This is a genomic window from Amycolatopsis regifaucium (assembly GCF_001613935.1).
GTDB lineage: Bacteria > Actinomycetota > Actinomycetes > Mycobacteriales > Pseudonocardiaceae > Amycolatopsis > Amycolatopsis regifaucium.
This window is the reverse complement of record NZ_LQCI01000003.1, coordinates 738,187-755,818: the sequence shown is the minus strand read 5'-3', so window position 1 is coordinate 755,818 and position 17,632 is coordinate 738,187. Positions and strand designations below refer to the sequence as shown.

The following is a 17,632-nucleotide window of genomic DNA, read 5'->3' as shown; positions in this document are numbered from 1 at the left end:
ACCTCCAACCACAATCAGTGTTGCAACGACCCCGTGAACCCAAGGGCCCTTCACTACCGGCCGATGTGGGACGGCGTGAGGCCGGGATGCGCTCTAAAAGTCTGTGGAGGCTGGCGCCGACCCGCCCATGCCGCGAAAGCCACGTTCGGGACACTGGACGTCGCGAAAGTGGCTTTCGCGACACGTCAGATTGACTTACGGGTCACTAGAACGCCCCAATCACTCTTTTGCCTCGACAACTGTCCCTTATGGACAATCTAGAGTTGGGTTGAGCCTCCGCGTGAGCCCACTCCCGGTCGCCTTCCTCACGACACGTTTGCTTGTCCCGCTATCGCAGTGGCGCCGACCAGCGCACCGCCGACGCGATGAACGGGACTTTCATTGCGAAATTCGCGATGAAAGTCCCGTTCATGGCATCACTGGCGAGAAAAGTTCCGCGCGGGACTTGACACGCCTCTATGGGGATGGTTCAAGATAGAGCGGCGACCACCGCGGACCCGAGTTCGGCGGTGGTGGACTTCCCGCCGAGGTCTGGGGTCCGCACGGTCCCCTCCGCGAGAACCTTCTCCACCGCAGCGTGAACATCTTGTGCCGCAGCGATTTCTCCGAGATGGTCGAGCAGCATCGCCCCCGCCAGGATCTGCGCCACCGGATTCGCGATGCCCTGTCCGGCGATGTCGGGAGCGCTGCCGTGCACCGCCTCGAACATGGAAGGAAACTCCCTGGAGGGATTGATGTTGCCCGAAGGCGCCATTCCGAGCCCACCCGTCACGGCCGCGGCCAGGTCGCTCAGGATGTCGCCGAAGAGATTGGAAGCGACCACGACGTCGAGCCGGTCCGGCGCCTGCACCATCCGCGCGGCGAGCGCGTCGACATGACATTGTTCGGCACGCACGTCCGGATATTCCGAAGCGATTTCGAGAAAGACCTCGTCCCAGAACGGCATCGAGTGAATGAGCCCGTTGGACTTCGTCGCCGAGCAGACCCGTCCCGTTCGCGTCTTCGCCAGTTCGAAGGCGTAGCGGATGATCCGCTCGACCCCGATCCGCGTGAACACTGATTCCTGTAAGACGAACTCGTTGCTCTGCCCACGATTGTGCCTGCCGCCGATCTCCGAGTACTCGCCCTCGGAGTTCTCGCGGACGATCACCATCTCCAGTTCTTCGGCGCTCCGGCCGGCCAGCGCCGACGTCGTCCCCGGTAGCAACCGGACAGGCCGGAGGTTGACGTACTGGGTGAACGCACGCCGCACCGGAATGAGAAGCCCCCACAACGAGACATGGTCCGGGACACCGGGAAAGCCGACGGCACCGAGAAGGATTCCGTCGAACCGGGAGAGCTGGTCGATGCCGTCCCCCGGCATCATCGAGCCGGTCTTGGTGTACCGCTCACAGCTCCAGTCGAATTCCTTCCAGGACAAGGAGAAGCCATGTGATGCCGCCACACGGTCGAGGACCTTGCGGGCCTCGACCGTGACGTCGACACCGATCCCGTCACCGGGAATGCCGGCGATCCGATAGGAGTTCCCTGCTTGAATTGTCCCTGCTTGAATTGTCCCTGCTTGAATTGTCACAGAGCCACCGCGATGTACTTGGTCTCGAGGAACTCGTCGATGCCGACGGTGCCGCCTTCGCGGCCGAGCCCGGACTGCTTGATGCCGCCGAAGGGTGCCGCCGGGTTCGAGACCAATCCCTGGTTGAGGCCGATCATGCCGGCTTCCAGCCGTTCCGAAACCCGCAACGCCCGCTTGAGATCGGAGGTGTACACATAGGACACGAGACCGAATTCGGTGTCGTTCGCCGCCGCGATGGCCTCGTCCTCGCTGTCGAACGGAGTGATCGGGGCGACCGGCCCGAAGATCTCCTCCGAGGCGAGCCTGGCTTCCTTGGGCACGTCGGTGAGCACCGTGGCCTGATAGAAGTTACCTGGTCCATCCACAGTGGATCCACCGGTGAGAACGCGTGCTCCTCGATCGACGGCGTCGGCGACGAGGCCGCTCACCTTCTCGACCGCGGGTTCGTCGATGAGCGGGCCGACCACGACACCTTCTTCGGTGCCCCGGCCCATCGGCAGGGCCTCCATGCGCTCGGTGAGACGGCGGGAGAACTCGTCGACGATGCCTCGCTGGACGTAGAAGCGGTTCGCGGCCGTGCAGGCCTCGCCGATGTTGCGCATCTTCGCGGTCATCGCGCCTTCGATCGCCGCGTCGAGGTCGGCGTCTTCGAAGACCAGGAAGGGGGCGTTGCCGCCGAGTTCCATCGAAGTGCGGAGCACCTTGTCCGCGCACTGTTCCAGCAGCTTCCGCCCGACTCCGGTCGAGCCGGTGAAGGACAGCTTCCTGGCCCGGCCGTCCCGGATCAGCGGCTCCATCACGCCGCCGGAGTCCGACGTCGTGAGCACGTTCAGCACACCTTCCGGCAACCCCGCTTCGGCGAGGATCGCCGCGAGGGCCAACATCGAAAGGGGGGTTTGGGCGGCGGGTTTGATGACCATCGTGCATCCGGCCGCGACCGCGGGCCCGATCTTGCGGGTGCCCATCGCCATGGGGAAGTTCCATGGCGTGATCAGCAGAGACGGTCCGACGGGCTGCTTCGTCACCAGGAATCGACCTGTCCCGTTGGGGGCGACGGCGTAGCCGCCGCCGATCCGGACGGCCTCCTCCGCGAACCAGCGGAAGAATTCGGCCGCGTAGGTGATCTCGCCCTTCGACTCCGCGAGCGGCTTGCCCATTTCGAGGGTCATCAGCAGCGCGAGTTCGTCGGCGCGTTCGACGAGCAGTTCGTAGGCACGACGAAGGATCTCGCCGCGTTCACGCGGGGCGACGTTCGCCCAATCGGCCTGTGCGGCGACGGCGGCGTCGAGTGCGCTGACACCGTCCGCCGGTGACGCGTCGGCCACCTCGCACAGGACTTCGCCTGTCGAGGGGTCGAGAACGGGGAAGGTCTTCCCGTTCGCGGCGGGCACCCACTTGCCGCCGATGAACAGTTCCTTGTCGACCGCCGCGACCACGCCGGCCTCACTGATCGAGTCCATCCCAACGCTCCTCCATGTTGTCCCGAAGGCCATGCTATGGATATTGTCAACAATCGACAACAGCTCAGCCGACCTAGGAGTGATGCCCATGGCCCAGCTATCACCGCTGCTCAAACAGGCGACTCCGGTCGTGGTCGACCACGGTGAAGGGGTGTACCTCTACGACACCGCTGGCAAACGTCACCTGGACTTCACCGCCGGTATCGGCGTGACCAGCACCGGCCACTGCCACCCGCACGTGGTGAGCGCCGCGCGGGAGCAGATCGGCAAGCTCATCCACGGCCAGTACACGACGGTCATGCACAAGCCGATGCTGGAGCTCACGGAGAAGCTGGGCAGCGTGCTGCCGAAGGGCCTGGATTCCCTCTTCTATGCGAACTCAGGCAGCGAGGCCGTCGAGGCGGCGCTCCGGTTGTCACGGCAGGCGACCAAACGTCCCAACATCATCGTCTTTCAGGGCGGGTTCCACGGCCGGACGGTCGCCGCGGCGACCATGACGACCTCGGGGACCCGGTTCAGCGCCGGGATCTCCCCGCTCATGTCCGGCGTGCACGTCGCGCCGTTCCCGTACGCCTTCCACTACGGCTGGGACGAAGGGACCGCGACGAAGTTCGCCCTGCGCGAGCTCGACTACCTGTTCGCGACGGTCTGCGCGCCGAACGAGACGGCCGCGTTCTTCATCGAACCGGTACTCGGCGAGGGCGGCTACGTCCCGGCGAACCCGGAGTTCCTGGCCGGTCTGCGGGAACGCGCCGACAAGCACGGGATCCTGCTGGTGATGGACGAGATCCAGACCGGCTTCGGCCGGACCGGCAAGTTCTGGGGTCACGACCACTTCGGGGTGCGCCCGGACATCGTGCTCATCGCGAAGGGACTGGCGAGCGGATTCCCGATCTCGGGTATCGCCGCGTCGGGGGAGTTGATGGCGAAGGCGCTCCCCGGTTCTCAGGGCGGGACCTACGGCGGGAACGCCGTGGCCTGCGCGGCGGCGATCGCCACGCTCGAGGTGATCGAGCGGGAAGGCCTGGTCGAGAACGCCGCCGAACGCGGACGGCAGCTGCTCGAAGGGGTACGGGTGATCGCGGACAAGTCGCCGTCGATCGGCGACGTCCGCGGGCTCGGGCTGCTGGTCGGTTCCGAGTTCACCACCCCGGACGGCGAGCCGGACACCGCGAAGGCCCAGGCGGCGCAGAAAGCCGCGTCCGCCAACGGGTTGCTGCTGCTGACCTGTGGTGCGTACATGAACGTCGTCCGGATGGTTCCGCCGCTGGTCGTCAACGCCGAGCAGGTGGACGACGCCCTGCGCGTCTGGGGAGACGTCGTGGCGGGGGTCGAGTGATGGCCCGCTACATCACGATCACCCTCGACAAGCGCGGGGTGTCCTGCCGGGCCCGGTTGCTCGACGCCGAAGCCCCGCGGACCTGCCGCGCGGTGTGGGACGCGTTGCCGCAGAGCGGTTCCGCCTACCACGCGAAGTACGCGCGGAACGAGGTCTACACCCTCGTGCCGCCCTTCGCCGAGCCGAAGCCGGGCCGTGAAAACCCCACGGTGACGCCGATTCCGGGCGATGTCGTCTATTTCGGCTTCGAGGCGTGGGAGATCGGCAACCCGGCGTACGGCTACGACGAGGACAGCGAGGCGCACAGCGATCAGGGGGCGACGGACCTCGCGATCTTCTACGGCCGGAACAACCTGCTGATCAACGGCGACGCGGGCTGGGTACCCGGCAACGTGTTCGCGACGATCGAAGAGGGATTGGCCGAAATGGCGGAAGCCGCGCAGGACCTCTGGCTGCGTGGCGTCGAGGGCGAAACGCTTTCGTTCGCACGCGCCTGAACCTCGTGGGTGGTGCGGGGCCGTTCGGAACCCGCACCCACCCACGTACGACCCACATTCCGCCTTCACGCTTCAGCCGCGAAGCGAACATGAAAATGATTCATGGCCATCGCCGCTCACGACGTACTACGCTTCGGTAACCAGGCAAGGACGCGTGAGGAAGGGCTGTCGATGGGCGATGTAGCGGCACGGTTCGCCGAGATCGTCGGGGACACGAATCTGCTGTCAGGTGAAGCGATCCCCGAGGACTACGCACACGACGAGGCGTTGACGGCCGCCCCGCAGCAGCCCGCTTACCTGGCGAAACCGGGAAGCGCCGAGGAGGTCGCGGAGCTGCTCAAGGCCGCGACCGAACACGGCGTGCCGGTCACCGCGAGAGGGGCGGGCACTGGGCTTTCGGGTGGGGCGCGGCCGCGCGCGGACAGCCTGGTCATCTCCTTCGAGCGCATGAACGCGGTGCTGGAGATCGACTCGGAGAACCACGTTGCCGTCGTCCAGCCGGGTGTCACGCTGTCCGATTTGGACGAAAAGAGCACCGCGGCCGGCCTCGGCTACACCGTCCACCCCGGGGAACTGAGCGCGAGCGTCGGCGGCAACGTCGGGACCAACGCGGGCGGTATGCGAGCGGTCAAATACGGCGTCACGCGGCACAACGTCGTCGGCCTGCAAGCCGTCCTGCCGACCGGCGAGATCATCCGGACAGGTGGCAAAACCTCGAAGGTGTCGACCGGATACGACCTGACCCAGCTGATCATCGGCTCGGAAGGCACACTCGCGATCGCGACCGAGATCATCGTGAAGCTGTATCCGCGCCTGCCGCACGGCGCCACGGTGCTCGCTCCGTTCGAGACCTTCGACGAGGTGATGACGGTCGTCCCGAAGATCATCTCCAGTGGGCTCGCACCGCACATCCTCGAGTACATCGACAACCTGACGCTCGCCGCGATCAGTTACAACGAGAAGCTCAGCCTCGGCGTGCCGGACTCCATCCGCGACACCGCGCAAGCGTATCTGGTGGTAGCGCTGGAAAATCGCGACGACGACCGGTTGCACGCCGACATCGAAGAACTCGGCGGCATGCTGGGTGAGCTCGGCGCGATGGACGTGTACGTGCTCGAAGGCAACTCGGCGCGCAAGCTCATCGAAGCCCGCGAGAAGGCGTTCTGGACGGCCAAGTCGGTCGGGGCCGACGACATCATCGACGTGGTGGTCCCGAGGTCCGCGATGCCGGAGTTCCTGCGCAAAACCAGGGAAATGGCGCTCTCCCGCGAGTCGGGCGCACTCGGCTGCGGGCACGCCGGTGACGGCAACGTCCACCTCGCCATCTTCTGCAAGGACCCGGACAAACGGAAGCAGCTGCTGACCGACATCTTCGCGCTCGGTATGGAACTCGGCGGCGCGATCTCCGGCGAGCACGGCCTCGGGCAGGCCAAGTCCGCGTACTTCCTCGATTTGGAGGACCCGGCGAAAATCGCGCTGATGCGCCGGATCAAGGAGAGCTTCGACCCGGCCGGGATCCTCAACCCCGGCGTTCTTTTCGCTGAGAGGGCTTGAAAAGTGAGTGAGATGAACGGCGCCCAGTCCCTGATCCGCACGCTGGTCGACAGCGGCGTCGATGTGTGCTTTTCGAATCCCGGCACCTCGGAGATGCACTTCGTGGCCGCGCTCGACACCGTGCCCGAGATGCGCGGCGTGCTCGGCCTGTTCGAAGGCGTCGTCACCGGCGCGGCGGACGGGTACGCGCGCATCGCCGGGAAACCGGCGGCCACGCTGCTGCACCTCGGCCCGGGTCTCGGGAACGGGCTGGCGAACCTGCACAACGCCCGCCGCGCGCACACCCCGATCGTCAACGTGATCGGCGATCACGCGACCTACCACAAGCAGTACGACGCCCCGCTCGAATCGGACATCGAGGCGGTGGCCGGTTCGCTCGATGGCTGGATCCGGCGCTCCGAGCACACGAAGGACGTCGGCGCCGACGCGGCCGCGGCGGTGGCCGCGGCGCAGGACGCGCCCGGACAGGTGGCGACGCTGATCCTCCCGGCCGACGCGTCGTGGGGTGAGGGCGGCGAGACCTGCGCGCCCATCCCGCCGAGGATTCCGCAGGTCGTCGACGCGACGAAGGTGAAGAACATCGCCGACGTGCTGACCAGTGGCGAACCGGTCGCACTCCTCGTCGGCGGCAGTGGCTGCCGCGAAGCCGGCTTGCTCGCGACCAGCCGGATCGCCGCCGCGACCGGGGTGAAGGCGTTCATCGAGACGTTCCCCTCGCGGCTCGAACGAGGCGAGGGCCTGCCGACGATCGAGCGGCTGGGTTACCTCGCCGAGCAGGTCGCCTACCAGCTCGACGGGATCAAGCACGTGATCGTCGCCGGGACGAAAGCGCCCGTGTCGTTCTTCGCGTACCCGGGCAAGGCGAGCGACCTGGTTCCCGAAGGCGCGCAGGTGCACGTGCTGGCCGAGGTCGGGCAGGACGTCCCGCGCGCGCTGAACGACATCGCGGACCTGGTCGCGGCCGACACGGAGCCGGTGCTGCAGCAGGCCTCCCGGCCCGCGCTGCCGTCCGGGCCGCTGACCCCGCAGAACTGGGTCGACGTGATCGGCGCGCTGCTGCCGGAGCGCGCGATCATCGCGGACGAGGCGAACACCTCCGGTCTGCTGCTGCCCGCCGCGACCGCGGGTGCGCCGCGGCACGACGTGCTGACCCTGACCGGCGGCGCGATCGGCTATGGGATGCCCGTCGCGACCGGTGCCGCCGTCGCCGCGCCGGACCGGCCGGTGATCAACCTGCAGTCCGACGGCAGCGCGCTGTACACGATTTCGGCGTTGTGGACCCAGGCTCGGGAGAACCTCAACGTCACCACGGTGCTGCTGAACAACCGCGCGTACGCGATCCTGCGGCTGGAGTTGCAGCGCGTCGGCGCGGACGCCAGCGGCCCCAAGGCAAACGAACTGCTCGACCTTTCGCGGCCGGACATGGACTTCGTCAAGATCGCCGAGGGCATGGGCGTTCCGGCGACGCGGGCGACGACCGCGGAGGAACTCGCCGAGCAGTTCCAGCGCGCGCTCGCCGAGCCGGGACCGCATCTGATCGACGCGATCGTTCCGACGCTGTTCTGAGCCGAGCGCCGGTAGCGCCATGAAAGGTCCTTTCCTTGCGAATTTCGCAAGGAAAGGACCTTTCATAGCGCGGGGGGACTAGCGGATCGGGGCGACCAGCGGTTCGGGCTGACGTTGCTTCGGGACGAAAGCGGTCAAGACGAGACCCAGGAGTGCGGCACCGGCGGCGACCAGAAAGCTCAGCCGGAAGCCGGTCGCGGACGGCACGGAGACCCCGCCGACGGTGATCGCCAGTGAGGCGAGCATGGTGGCCATCACCGCGCTGGAGGTCGACGTGCCGACCGAGCGCATCAGCGAGTTCAACCCGTTCGCGGACGCGGTTTCGGTGACCGGCACCGAGCCCATGATCAGCGCGGGCATGGCCGCGTAGGCGATGCCGACGCCACCGCCGATGATGATCGACGCCGTGATCAGCTCGAAGGCGTTGTCCATCAGCACCGTCGCGAAGAGGTACCCGGCCGCGATGGTGGCGGCCCCGGTCATCAGCGTCGTGCGCGGGCCGTAGCGCTCGATGAGCCGGGCAGAAACCGGCGACAACATGAACATGACCACGCCGTTCGGTGCCAGGCAGAGCCCGGCCTGCACCATCGTGAGTCCGAGGCCGTACCCGGTCGACGCCGGAGCCTGCAGCAACTGCGGGAACGACAACGCCAACGAGTACAGCGCGAACCCGATCATGATCGACGCGAGGTTGGTGAACAGCACCGGCCGCCGTGCGGAGACCCGCAAGTCCACCAGCGGATCCCGGCGCCGCAGCTGGTAGCTGCCCCAGACCAGCAGGATCGCCACCGCGACACCGGCGAAGCCGAGGGTGCGCACGCTCCCCCAGCCCCATTCCCTGCCCTTGACGATCGGCAACAGCAGGCAGACCAGTCCGACCGTCAGTCCCAGGGCGCCGAGGTAGTCGAACGGCGCGGGTGTCTTCAGCGGCGACTCCGGAATCACGAACAGGATCAGCAGGCCGCAAATCAGCCCGAGCCCAGCCGACGCCCAGAAGAGAACGTGCCAATCGGCGTTCTGCGCGACCAGCGCCGACACGGGCAGGCCGATCGCACCGCCGACGCCGAGCGTCGAACTCATCACCGAGATCGCGGCGCCGACGCGTTCGGGCGCGAGTTCGTCGCGCATGATGCTGATCCCCAGCGGGATCGCCCCCATCGCACAGCCTTGCAGGCCGCGGCCGACGACCATCAGCGCGAGCGAACTGGTCAACGCGGACACCACCGAGCCCGCGACCAGGAAGCCCAGACTGATCAGCAGCAACCGGCGCTTACCGTGGAGATCGCCGAGCCTGCCGCTCACCGGCATCACCACGGCCCCGGCGATCAGGGTCGCCGTCACCACCCACGACGCGTCGGCCGGAGTCGTGGTGAGCAACCGCGGAAACGCCGGGATGAGCGGGACGACGAGCGTCTGCATGAACGAGGCCACCAGCCCGCAGGTGGCGAGCACGACGACGAAGAGCCGGGGCGAAGGTGCCCGGCCGGCCGGATTCACCATGCGCATCCCATGATCCGACCTTACCCAGCACCACCCTTGTCAGTGAACGGTTCACCGACGGGATCACAACCAGGTGCGGACCCCGCCGTGCCCTGAGCAGGTTCCCCGCCGGTTCTGGCTGTAGCTATAGGAACCGTCCTTGCAGAGGGCGGTCGCGCCGTCGGCCGCGCGGGGACCGCTCGCGGGGCGATGGACACAGACGCCGTCGGTATTGCGGTAATAGTCGCTTCCGCAGTCCGCCGGGTTCGGCGCCTTCGCCGTGGGTGTCGTCTTCGGGCGCGTCTTCGACGGCGGCGGATCGACCTGCTTCGAAACCTCGCCCAGGTCCGTGGTCGGCGGCACGAACCGCTCGGGCGTCGGGGTCGGAGTCGCCGTGGTCGTCGGCGGCACCGAGCTGCTGGTCGGTGTCGACGACGTCTCAACGGTGCTCTGCGGCGTGACCCGTCCGGTGGGCACGGTCTCCACGCCACAGCCACCGGCGACCAGAAGGCCGATCGCCAGTGCCATACCCAGCTTCGTCGTTCTCTTCGGCACGGCGGCCTCCCTGCACGTAGTAGTGCCGCGTAGTCGGGAGATCCTTCGCCGGTGTTACCGCCGCCGGAAGTTCGTTATGCCTGAAGGCCCCCTCCCGGGAGGGAGAGGGCCTTCAGGTGGTTAAAGCAGGCGAAGCGACTTACTCGTAGATCTCGCCCTTCGCGGCCTTCTCCACCAGCGACGCGGGCGGGGTGAAGTGGTCGCCGTAGCGCTCGGCGAGCTGCCGGGCGCGGTCGACGAAGCCCTGCAAGCCACCCTCGTACTGGTTGATGTACTGGATGACACCGCCGGTCCACGCCGGGAAACCGATGCCGAAGATCGAACCGATGTTGGCGTCGGCGACGGTGGTGAGCACGCCCTCGTCGAAGCACTTCACGGTCTCGAGCGCCTCGGCGAACAGCATGCGCTCCTTGAGGTCCTCGAACGGGACCTCGGCGCTGCCCGACTTGAACGCGTCACGCAGGCCCGGCCAGAGCCCGGTCCGCTTGCCGTCCTCGTCGTAGTCGTAGAAGCCCGAGCCGGTGGAGCGGCCCTTGCGGTCGAACTCCTCCACCATCCGGTCGATGACGCCCTCGGACGCGTGCGCGTTCCAGGTGCCGCCCGCGGCCTCGATCGCTTCGCGCGTCTCCTTGCGGATCTTGCGCGGCAGCGTCAGGGTCAGCTCGTCCATCAGCTGCAGCGGCGGCGCCGGGTAGCCGGCCTGCGCACCGGCCTGCTCGATCGAAGCCGGCTCGACACCCTCGCCGAGCGCGGCGACGGCCTCGTTGAGGAACGTGCCGATGACGCGCGAAGTGAAGAAACCGCGGCTGTCGTTGACGACGATCGGGGTCTTCTTGATCTGGAGGGTGTAGTCGAAGACCTTCGCCAGCGTGGCGGGCGACGTCTTCTCCCCGCAGATGATCTCGACCAGCGGCATCTTGTCCACCGGCGAGAAGAAGTGGATCCCGATGAAGTCCTCGGTCCGCTGCACGCCCTCGGCGAGCGCGGTGATCGGCAGGGTCGAGGTGTTCGAGCCCAGCACGGCGTCCGCGTTGACGAACCCCTCGATCTCCTGGAAAACCTTGTGCTTCAGCTCGACGCTCTCGAAGACGGCCTCGATCACGAAGTCGACGCCGTCGAAGTCCTCCGCCTTGTCGGTCGGCTTGATCTTGGCGAGCAGCGCGTCGGACTTCTCCTTCGTGGTCTTGCCACGGGAGAGCGCCTTCTCCTCCAGCTTGACCGCGTAGCCCTTGCCCTTTTCCGCGCCTTCGAGGGTGACGTCCTTGAGCACGACGTCGATACCGGCCTTCGCCGAGACGTACGCGATCGCGGCGCCCATCATGCCCGCGCCGATGACACCGACCTTCTTGGCCGTGTACTTCTCGAAGCCTTCCGGCCGCGAACCCCCGGAGTTGATGCTCTGCAGGTCGAAGAAGAACGCCTTCGTCATGTTCTTCGAGACCTGGCCGGTGGCGAGGTGCACGAAGTAGCGGGTCTCGACGGTGATCGCGGTGTCGAAGTCGACTTGCGAACCCTCGATGGCCGCGGCGAGAATCGCGCGCGGGGCGGGCATGTTCGCGCCCTTGATCTGCTTGCGCAGGTTCGCCGGGAACGCGGGCAGGTTCGCCGCGAAGCTCGGGTTCGATGGGGTGCCGCCCGGGATCTTGTAACCCTTGACGTCCCACGGCTGCACGCCGGCTTCGGGGTTGGCCTTGATCCACGCCTTCGCGGCGGGCACCAGTTCCTCGACGGTGCCGACGAGCTCGTGCACGAGGCCGAGTTCCTTCGCCTTGGCCGGACGGTGCCGCTGACCCTGCAGCAGCACGTTCAGCAGCGCGCTCTGGATGCCGAGCAGCCGTACGGTGCGGACGATGCCGCCACCGCCGGGGAGCAGGCCGAGGGTGACCTCGGGGAGGCCGATCTGGCTGCCCTTGACGTCGGCCGCGATGCGGTGGTGCGTCGCGAGCGCGAGTTCGAGCCCGCCGCCGAGCGCGGCGCCGTTGATGGCCGCCACGACCGGCTTGCCCAGCTGCTCGAGCCGGCGCATCTGGCTCTTCATCAGGGCGCTGCCCTCGGTGAGCTCGGCCGCGTTCTCCGGCTTCGCCTTGATCAGGTCGTTGAGGTCGCCACCGGCGAAGAAGGTCTTCTTGGCCGAGGTGAGGACGACACCGGTGATGCTGTCCTTCTCCGCCTCCAGGCGGTCCACGACCACGCCGAGCGACTCGCGGAAGTCGGCGTTCATCGTGTTGGCGGACTGCTTCGGGTCGTCCAGGGTGAGCACGACGATGCCGTCGGCGTCCTGCTCCCAGCGGATGGTCTTCGCTTCAGTCATTGTCTCTTCCTCAGACCCGCTCGATGATGGTCGCGACGCCCATGCCGCCGCCGATGCACAGGGTGACCAGGGCGCGGCGCGCCTGACGACGCTCCAGCTCGTCGACGACGGTGCCGACCAGCATCGCGCCGGTGGCGCCCAGCGGGTGACCCATCGCGATGGCGCCGCCGTTGACGTTGACCTTCTCCTCGTCGAGGTGCAGGTCCTTGATCCACTTGAGGACGACCGAGGCGAAGGCCTCGTTCAGCTCCCACAGGTCGATGTCGTCCGGGGTGAGACCGGCGAGCTTGAGGACCTTCTCGGTGGCCGGGGTGGGGCCGGTGAGCATGATCGTGGGCTCGGAGCCGACGGTCGCGGTGGCCACGATGCGGGCACGCGGGGTGAGGCCGAAGTCCTTGCCGATCTGCTCGTTGCCGACCAGGACCACCGCGGCGCCGTCCACGATGCCGGACGAGTTGCCGCCGGTGTGGACGTGGTTGATCTTCTCGACCGAGTGGTACTTCTGCAGCGCGACGGCGTCGAAGCCGCCCAGCTCACCGATACCGGCGAAGGCGGGCTTGAGCTTGCCGAGGCCCTCGATGGTGCTGCCCGGGCGACGGTGCTCGTCGTGGTCGAGGATCGTGACGCCGTTGATGTCCTTCACCGGGACGACGGACTTCGCGAAGTAGCCGCCGGACCAGGCCGCTTCGGCCCTTTCCTGGGAACGGACGGCCCACGCGTCGACGTCCTCGCGGGAGAAGCCCTCGATGGTCGCGATCAGGTCGGCACCGGTGCCCTGCGGCACGATGTAGTTGTCGTAGGCGGTGGCGGGGTCCATGAACAGCGCGCCGCCGTCGGAGCCCATCGGCACGCGCGACATCGACTCGACGCCGCCCGCGATGATCAGCTGGTCCCAGCCGGAGCGCACCTTCTGCGCGGCGGTGTTGGTGGCTTCGAGGCCGGAGGCGCAGAAGCGGTTCAGCTGGACGCCGGCGACCGACTGCGGCAGGCCCGCGTTCAGCGCGGCGGTGCGCGCGATCACGGCGCCCTGCTCGCCGACCGGGGAGACCACGCCGAGGACGATGTCGTCGATGACGGCGGGGTCGAGGTTCGGGTGCCGGACCTTCAGTTCCTCGATGAGGCCGACCACGAGATCGACCGGCTTGGTGCCGTGGAGGGCACCGCCCTTGTTCTTGCCGCGAGGCGTACGGATCGCCTCGTAGATGTAGGCCTCGCTACTCACAGAAAAACTCCTCCGCAGTACGGCGCTGTAACAGGACGGATCGTACCGGCCAGTAGCCATGCTAATGGTCATTAACATAAACCGCGATAACCCCATGGTGTCAATGGGTTGCGATGCACGCAACCAGCGCTATCGTGTGTTCACCTATGGAGCACCCGACCGAGCGCCAGGCCCGACCGCGCGACCGCAAGGCCCAGTTGGCAGGCCTCGCCGCGGAGCTGTTTCGCGCCCGTGGGTTCCACGGCGTCGGGATCAACGACATCGCCGCCGCGGCCGGGATCACCGGGCCCGCGCTGTACCGGCATTTCGCGGACAAGCAAGCGGTGCTGTCCTACGTCGTACTCTCCGGCATCGACGACATGGAGAGGGCGACCACCGAGACGCTCGCCGACGTCGACCTGCCCGTCCGCGCCCAGGTCAAAGCCCTGTTGGACACCCTTGCCGCGCAGGCCGTGGAGCGGCGGGAGGTCGCCGCGCTGTGGCGCTGGGAAGGCAGGCACCTGCCACGGGAGGAGCGCCGGGAGATCCGCCGCCGGTCCGGCGCGGTGCTCGCGGCGTGGTCCAAGGCGCTGCTCGCGCTGCGCCCCGAACTGACCCCCGACGACGCCGAACTGCTGTGCTGGGCGGGGCTGAGCGTGTTCGGCAGCGTCTCCGTTCATCACACGTCCGTGGCGAAGAAACGCTTCGCGCAGATCCTGGTGCAGCTGGCGGAGTCGGTGCTGCATGTCACACTTCCCGAACCCGGGGAAGCACCGGAAGAGACGCCGTCGATGACCCTCGGCGAGCCGTCCCGGCGCGAGCAGATCCTCGCGGCCGCGACCGGGTTGTTCGGGCAACGCGGCTTCCGCGCGGTGAGCATGGAAGAGATCGGCGCGGCGGCCGGAATCGCCGGACCGAGCGTGTACCGGCACTTCCCCAGCAAGGCCGCGCTGATGGTGGCGATCGGGCATCGAGCGGCCGACAGGCTGACGGTCGCCGCGGAACGCGCGTTGCGGACCGACGACGAACGCGACGCGCTGCGCAGGCTGGCGGCGTCCTACGTGCACACCCTGCTGCGCACGCCCGAGCTGCGGGTGTCGTTCTCCGGCAGTCCGATGGAGCTGCCGGAACGCGACAAGGCGGATCTGATCCGGGTCCAGCGGGACTACGTCGCGCGCTGGATCGCGCTCGCTTCGGAAGTCCGCCCGGAACTGAGCCTGCGCGAAGTGAAGATCACCGTGCACGCGGCGCTGACCATCGCGAACGACCTCGCGCGCACCCGGCGGGTCAACGGCCGTCCGAACATCGAGGCGGAGCTGACCACGCTGACGCACGCCGTGCTCGGAGCCTGAAAGTCAGCTCTGGGCAAACTCGCGTGTGTCGCGAAGGAGCGACGGGCACGATATGCGCGTGCCAACGAAACGCGGCCTGCATCTGGTGACCCGGGAAGAAGACCACAAGGTCACCACGCTGGAACTCTTCTTCGATCTGGTCTTCGTCTACGCCATCACCCAGACCACCCAGCTGATGGCCGATCACCTCACCCCGCTCGGCATCGGGCAGGGCGTGGCCATGATCGCCGTCCTGTGGTGGTGCTGGTGCGCCTACGCCTGGCTGGCCAACACGGTGCACGTCGACCGCGGTATCGCCCAGCTGGCGATGTTCGCCGCGATGGGGACGATGTTCCTGGTGTCGCTGACCATCCCGGAGGCGTTCACCGACCTCCCCGGCGGGCTGTACGCGCCACTGATGTTCGTCGGCTGCTATTTCCTCGTGCGACTGCTGCACCTGACCGCCTTCCTCGGGGCCGGGCGGAACGACCCGGACCTGCGCAAGACGGTGCTGAAGATGTTCATCGGCCTGCTGCCGAGCGTCGTGCTGCTGACCGTCGCGGCCTTCTTCTCCGGCTGGGTGCAGCTCGGCATCTGGGCCGCCGCCCTGCTCGCGGACTACGTCAACGTCTTCCGGACGCGTTCCTCGGACTGGCGCCTGCACCAGCCCGGCCATTTCGCCGAGCGCTTCGGGCTGATCGTGATCATCGCGCTCGGCGAGTCGATCGTGGCGATCGGCATCGGGATCGGCTCGTATCCGATGTCCTGGCCGATCACGCTGGCCGCCGTCTTCGGGCTCACGCTGGCCTCGGCGATGTGGTGGATGTACTTCGCCGTCGTCGCGCACGTTTCCGAGCGCAACCTCAAGCGCGCGGAGGGCGTGGAGCGGGTGCAGATCGGGACGGACACGTACACGTTCCTGCACCTCCCGCTCATCGCCGGGATCGTGCTGGTGGCGCTGGGACTGAAGAAATCGCTGCTGTACGTGTCCGACACCGAACACCACAGCCTCTCCGACGGTCTGCACGGGACCCCGATCTGGGCGCTCACCGGCGGGCTCGCGCTCTACCTGATCGCGTTGAGCGGGCTGCGGCGGCGGAACCTGGGTGCGTGGAACGTACAGCGGCTGGTGCTCGGCGTGGTCCTGCTGGCGGCGACCCCGTTGCTGGAGCTGGTACCGGCGGTGGCCTTGGTCGGCATCGTGGCTCTGGCCGCGGTGGGGCTCGTGACCTTCGAGCGACGCAAAGTCGTGAGTGTTTTGGGCGGTGAGCATGACCCGAATCACTCACGAGCGTGACGTTCGCCTCCCCCGTGGTAGCGCATCCGTCCCAGGAGGGTTAACCTACTCGCGAGTAGGTAAGCGAGGCAGGGAGACTCACCGTGGGTGCGCCTAGGAAACGAGACGCGATGGGCTTTGGCCTGTCCGCGCTCACCCGGCTGGCCGGGAGCAAGGTCATTGAACGGGCAGGACTGCGGAAGCCCGTGCAGAACCTGGTCAGCGCCGGGACGCGGAACGGCTTCCGGGTCGCCGGCGCGGCGAGCAGGACGTTCAAGTCCGCCCAGCGGCTCGGCAAGCCCGCGCGGCTCGCGCCGACGGAGGACACGGGACTGTTCGATCTCACCCCGAGTGAGGACCAGCAGCTCATCGTCGAGACCGTGACGGAGTTCGCCGCCGAGCAGCTGCGGCCCGCCGCGGCCGACGCCGACGCGAAGCTCAAGGCGCCCGAAGGCCTGCTGAGCCGCGCCGCCGAACTCGGGATCACGCTCGTCGGCATCCCCGAGGAGCTGGGCGGTGTCGGCACCGAGCGATCGGTCGTCACGAACACGCTGGTCGCCGAGGCGCTCGCGCACGGAGACCTCGGCCTCGCGGTCGCGGTGCTCGCGCCCTCCGCGGTCAGCACCGCGCTGGTGTCCTACGGCGACGAGCAGCAGCAGGCGGACTACCTGCCCGCGTTCGTCGGCGAGAACGTCCCGGCCGCGGCGCTCGCGCTGCAGGAGCGCACGGCGCTGTTCGACCCGTTCAAACCGGCGACCAAGGCCCGCCGCACGCCGAAGGGCTACCAGCTCGACGGTGTGAAGTCGCTGGTACCCCGTGCCGCGGACGCCGAACTGTTCATCGTCTCGGCCGACCTCGAAGGCCGCGGCCCGGCGCTGTTCCTCGTGGAGTCTTCCAACTCGGGCGTCACCATCGAGACCGAGCCCGCGATGGGCCTGCGCGGCGCGGCCACCGGCAAGCTGCACCTGGAGAAGGTCGCTCTGCCGGCGGGAGCGCTGCTCGGCGGCGGCAAGGCCGAGGTCTTCACCGAGGTCGTCCGGCTCTCGCGGCTCGGGTGGGCCGCGCTGGCCGCCGGGACCGCGAAGGCCGTCCTCGACTACGTGGTGCCTTACGTCAACGAGCGCAAGGCGTTCGGCGAACCGGTGAGCCACCGGCAGGCCGTCGCGTTCTCGGTCGCCGACATCGCCATCGAACTGGAGGGGCTGCGGTTGGTCACCCTTCGCGCCGCTTCCCGCGCCGAACAGGGCAAACCGTACGCCCGCGAGGTCGCGCTGGCCAGGAAACTGGCCGCCGACAAGGGAATGCAGATCGGCAGCGCCGGAGTGCAGCTGCTCGGCGGGCACGGCTTCGTCAAGGAACACCCGGTCGAACGCTGGTACCGCGACCTCCGCGCGATCGGCGTGATGGAAGGCGCCGTCCTCCTCTAGGTCGTGCCCTGCAAGTCATGTCCGCGGTCTTCGCGCCCAGGCGGCCCATCGAACGGACTCACA

Annotated in this window: 13 protein-coding genes; 7 read left to right on the top strand and 6 right to left on the bottom strand. The window is 67.8% G+C overall.

The genetic code is table 11. The annotated features are described in order from the left end of the window. Positions 1 to 469: 469 nt before the first annotated feature. Complete coding sequence (locus AVL48_RS07325) at positions 470 to 1,573, bottom strand: tartrate dehydrogenase (protein WP_279626646.1); 1,104 nt, start codon at positions 1,571 to 1,573, stop codon at positions 470 to 472. Continuing rightward, positions 1,570 to 3,033 carry an NAD-dependent succinate-semialdehyde dehydrogenase gene (locus tag AVL48_RS07320; protein WP_061985816.1) on the bottom strand — a complete coding sequence of 488 codons (1,464 nt, stop codon included), beginning with the start codon at positions 3,031 to 3,033 and terminating at the stop codon, positions 1,570 to 1,572. The genes AVL48_RS07325 and AVL48_RS07320 overlap by 4 nt, the downstream gene beginning before the upstream one ends. 88 nt (positions 3,034 to 3,121) lie before the next feature. On the opposite strand from AVL48_RS07320, the gene AVL48_RS07315 reads away from it, so the two are divergent. The 4 genes from AVL48_RS07315 to AVL48_RS07300 all read left to right on the top strand — a co-directional run bounded on the left by AVL48_RS07315 (position 3,122) and on the right by AVL48_RS07300 (position 7,989). Continuing rightward, the gene (locus tag AVL48_RS07315; RefSeq protein ID WP_061985818.1) at positions 3,122 to 4,372 is read left to right on the top strand and encodes an aspartate aminotransferase family protein; all 1,251 of its coding nucleotides are present in this window, start codon (positions 3,122 to 3,124) and stop codon (positions 4,370 to 4,372) included. Beyond that, on the top strand, positions 4,372 to 4,869 hold the full coding sequence (locus AVL48_RS07310; RefSeq protein ID WP_038508763.1) for a DUF3830 family protein: 498 nt from the start codon (positions 4,372 to 4,374) through the stop codon (positions 4,867 to 4,869). The genes AVL48_RS07315 and AVL48_RS07310 overlap by 1 nt, the downstream gene beginning before the upstream one ends. A 171-nt stretch (positions 4,870 to 5,040) precedes the next feature. Beyond that, positions 5,041 to 6,423 carry an FAD-binding oxidoreductase gene (locus AVL48_RS07305; protein ID WP_061985821.1) on the top strand — a complete coding sequence of 461 codons (1,383 nt, stop codon included), beginning with the start codon at positions 5,041 to 5,043 and terminating at the stop codon, positions 6,421 to 6,423. Between the two features lie 12 nt (positions 6,424 to 6,435). Further along, positions 6,436 to 7,989 carry an acetolactate synthase large subunit gene (locus AVL48_RS07300; protein WP_061985823.1) on the top strand — a complete coding sequence of 518 codons (1,554 nt, stop codon included), beginning with the start codon at positions 6,436 to 6,438 and terminating at the stop codon, positions 7,987 to 7,989. 78 nt (positions 7,990 to 8,067) lie between these two features. On the opposite strand, the gene AVL48_RS07295 is transcribed toward AVL48_RS07300, so the two are convergent. The 4 genes from AVL48_RS07295 to AVL48_RS07280 form a co-directional block, all read right to left on the bottom strand. Next, the gene (locus tag AVL48_RS07295; RefSeq protein ID WP_061985825.1) at positions 8,068 to 9,495 is read right to left on the bottom strand and encodes an MFS transporter; all 1,428 of its coding nucleotides are present in this window, start codon (positions 9,493 to 9,495) and stop codon (positions 8,068 to 8,070) included. A 57-nt stretch (positions 9,496 to 9,552) separates the two neighbouring features. Further along, positions 9,553 to 9,996 carry a DUF3761 domain-containing protein gene (locus AVL48_RS07290; RefSeq protein WP_061985827.1) on the bottom strand — a complete coding sequence of 148 codons (444 nt, stop codon included), beginning with the start codon at positions 9,994 to 9,996 and terminating at the stop codon, positions 9,553 to 9,555. Positions 9,997 to 10,162: 166 nt separating this feature from the next. Then, positions 10,163 to 12,334, bottom strand: coding sequence for a 3-hydroxyacyl-CoA dehydrogenase NAD-binding domain-containing protein (locus AVL48_RS07285; protein WP_061985829.1), 2,172 nt, complete (start codon positions 12,332 to 12,334; stop codon positions 10,163 to 10,165). A gap of 10 nt (positions 12,335 to 12,344) precedes the next feature. Beyond that, on the bottom strand, positions 12,345 to 13,556 hold the full coding sequence (locus tag AVL48_RS07280; RefSeq protein ID WP_044852356.1) for an acetyl-CoA C-acetyltransferase: 1,212 nt from the start codon (positions 13,554 to 13,556) through the stop codon (positions 12,345 to 12,347). Positions 13,557 to 13,702: 146 nt separating this feature from the next. Between AVL48_RS07280 and AVL48_RS07275 the strand changes: the two genes are divergently transcribed. The 3 genes from AVL48_RS07275 (at position 13,703) to AVL48_RS07265 (ending at position 17,569) form a co-directional block, all read left to right on the top strand. After that, positions 13,703 to 14,887 (top strand): TetR/AcrR family transcriptional regulator, encoded by a 1,185-nt coding sequence (locus tag AVL48_RS07275; protein WP_061985831.1) that lies wholly within the window; start codon positions 13,703 to 13,705, stop codon positions 14,885 to 14,887. 52 nt (positions 14,888 to 14,939) lie between these two features. Further along, positions 14,940 to 16,163, top strand: coding sequence for a low temperature requirement protein A (locus tag AVL48_RS07270; RefSeq protein ID WP_143104847.1), 1,224 nt, complete (start codon positions 14,940 to 14,942; stop codon positions 16,161 to 16,163). A 110-nt stretch (positions 16,164 to 16,273) separates the two neighbouring features. Next, positions 16,274 to 17,569: an acyl-CoA dehydrogenase family protein gene (locus tag AVL48_RS07265; RefSeq protein ID WP_061985833.1), complete on the top strand. Its 1,296-nt coding sequence runs from the start codon at positions 16,274 to 16,276 to the stop codon at positions 17,567 to 17,569. Positions 17,570 to 17,632: the final 63 nt, after the last annotated feature.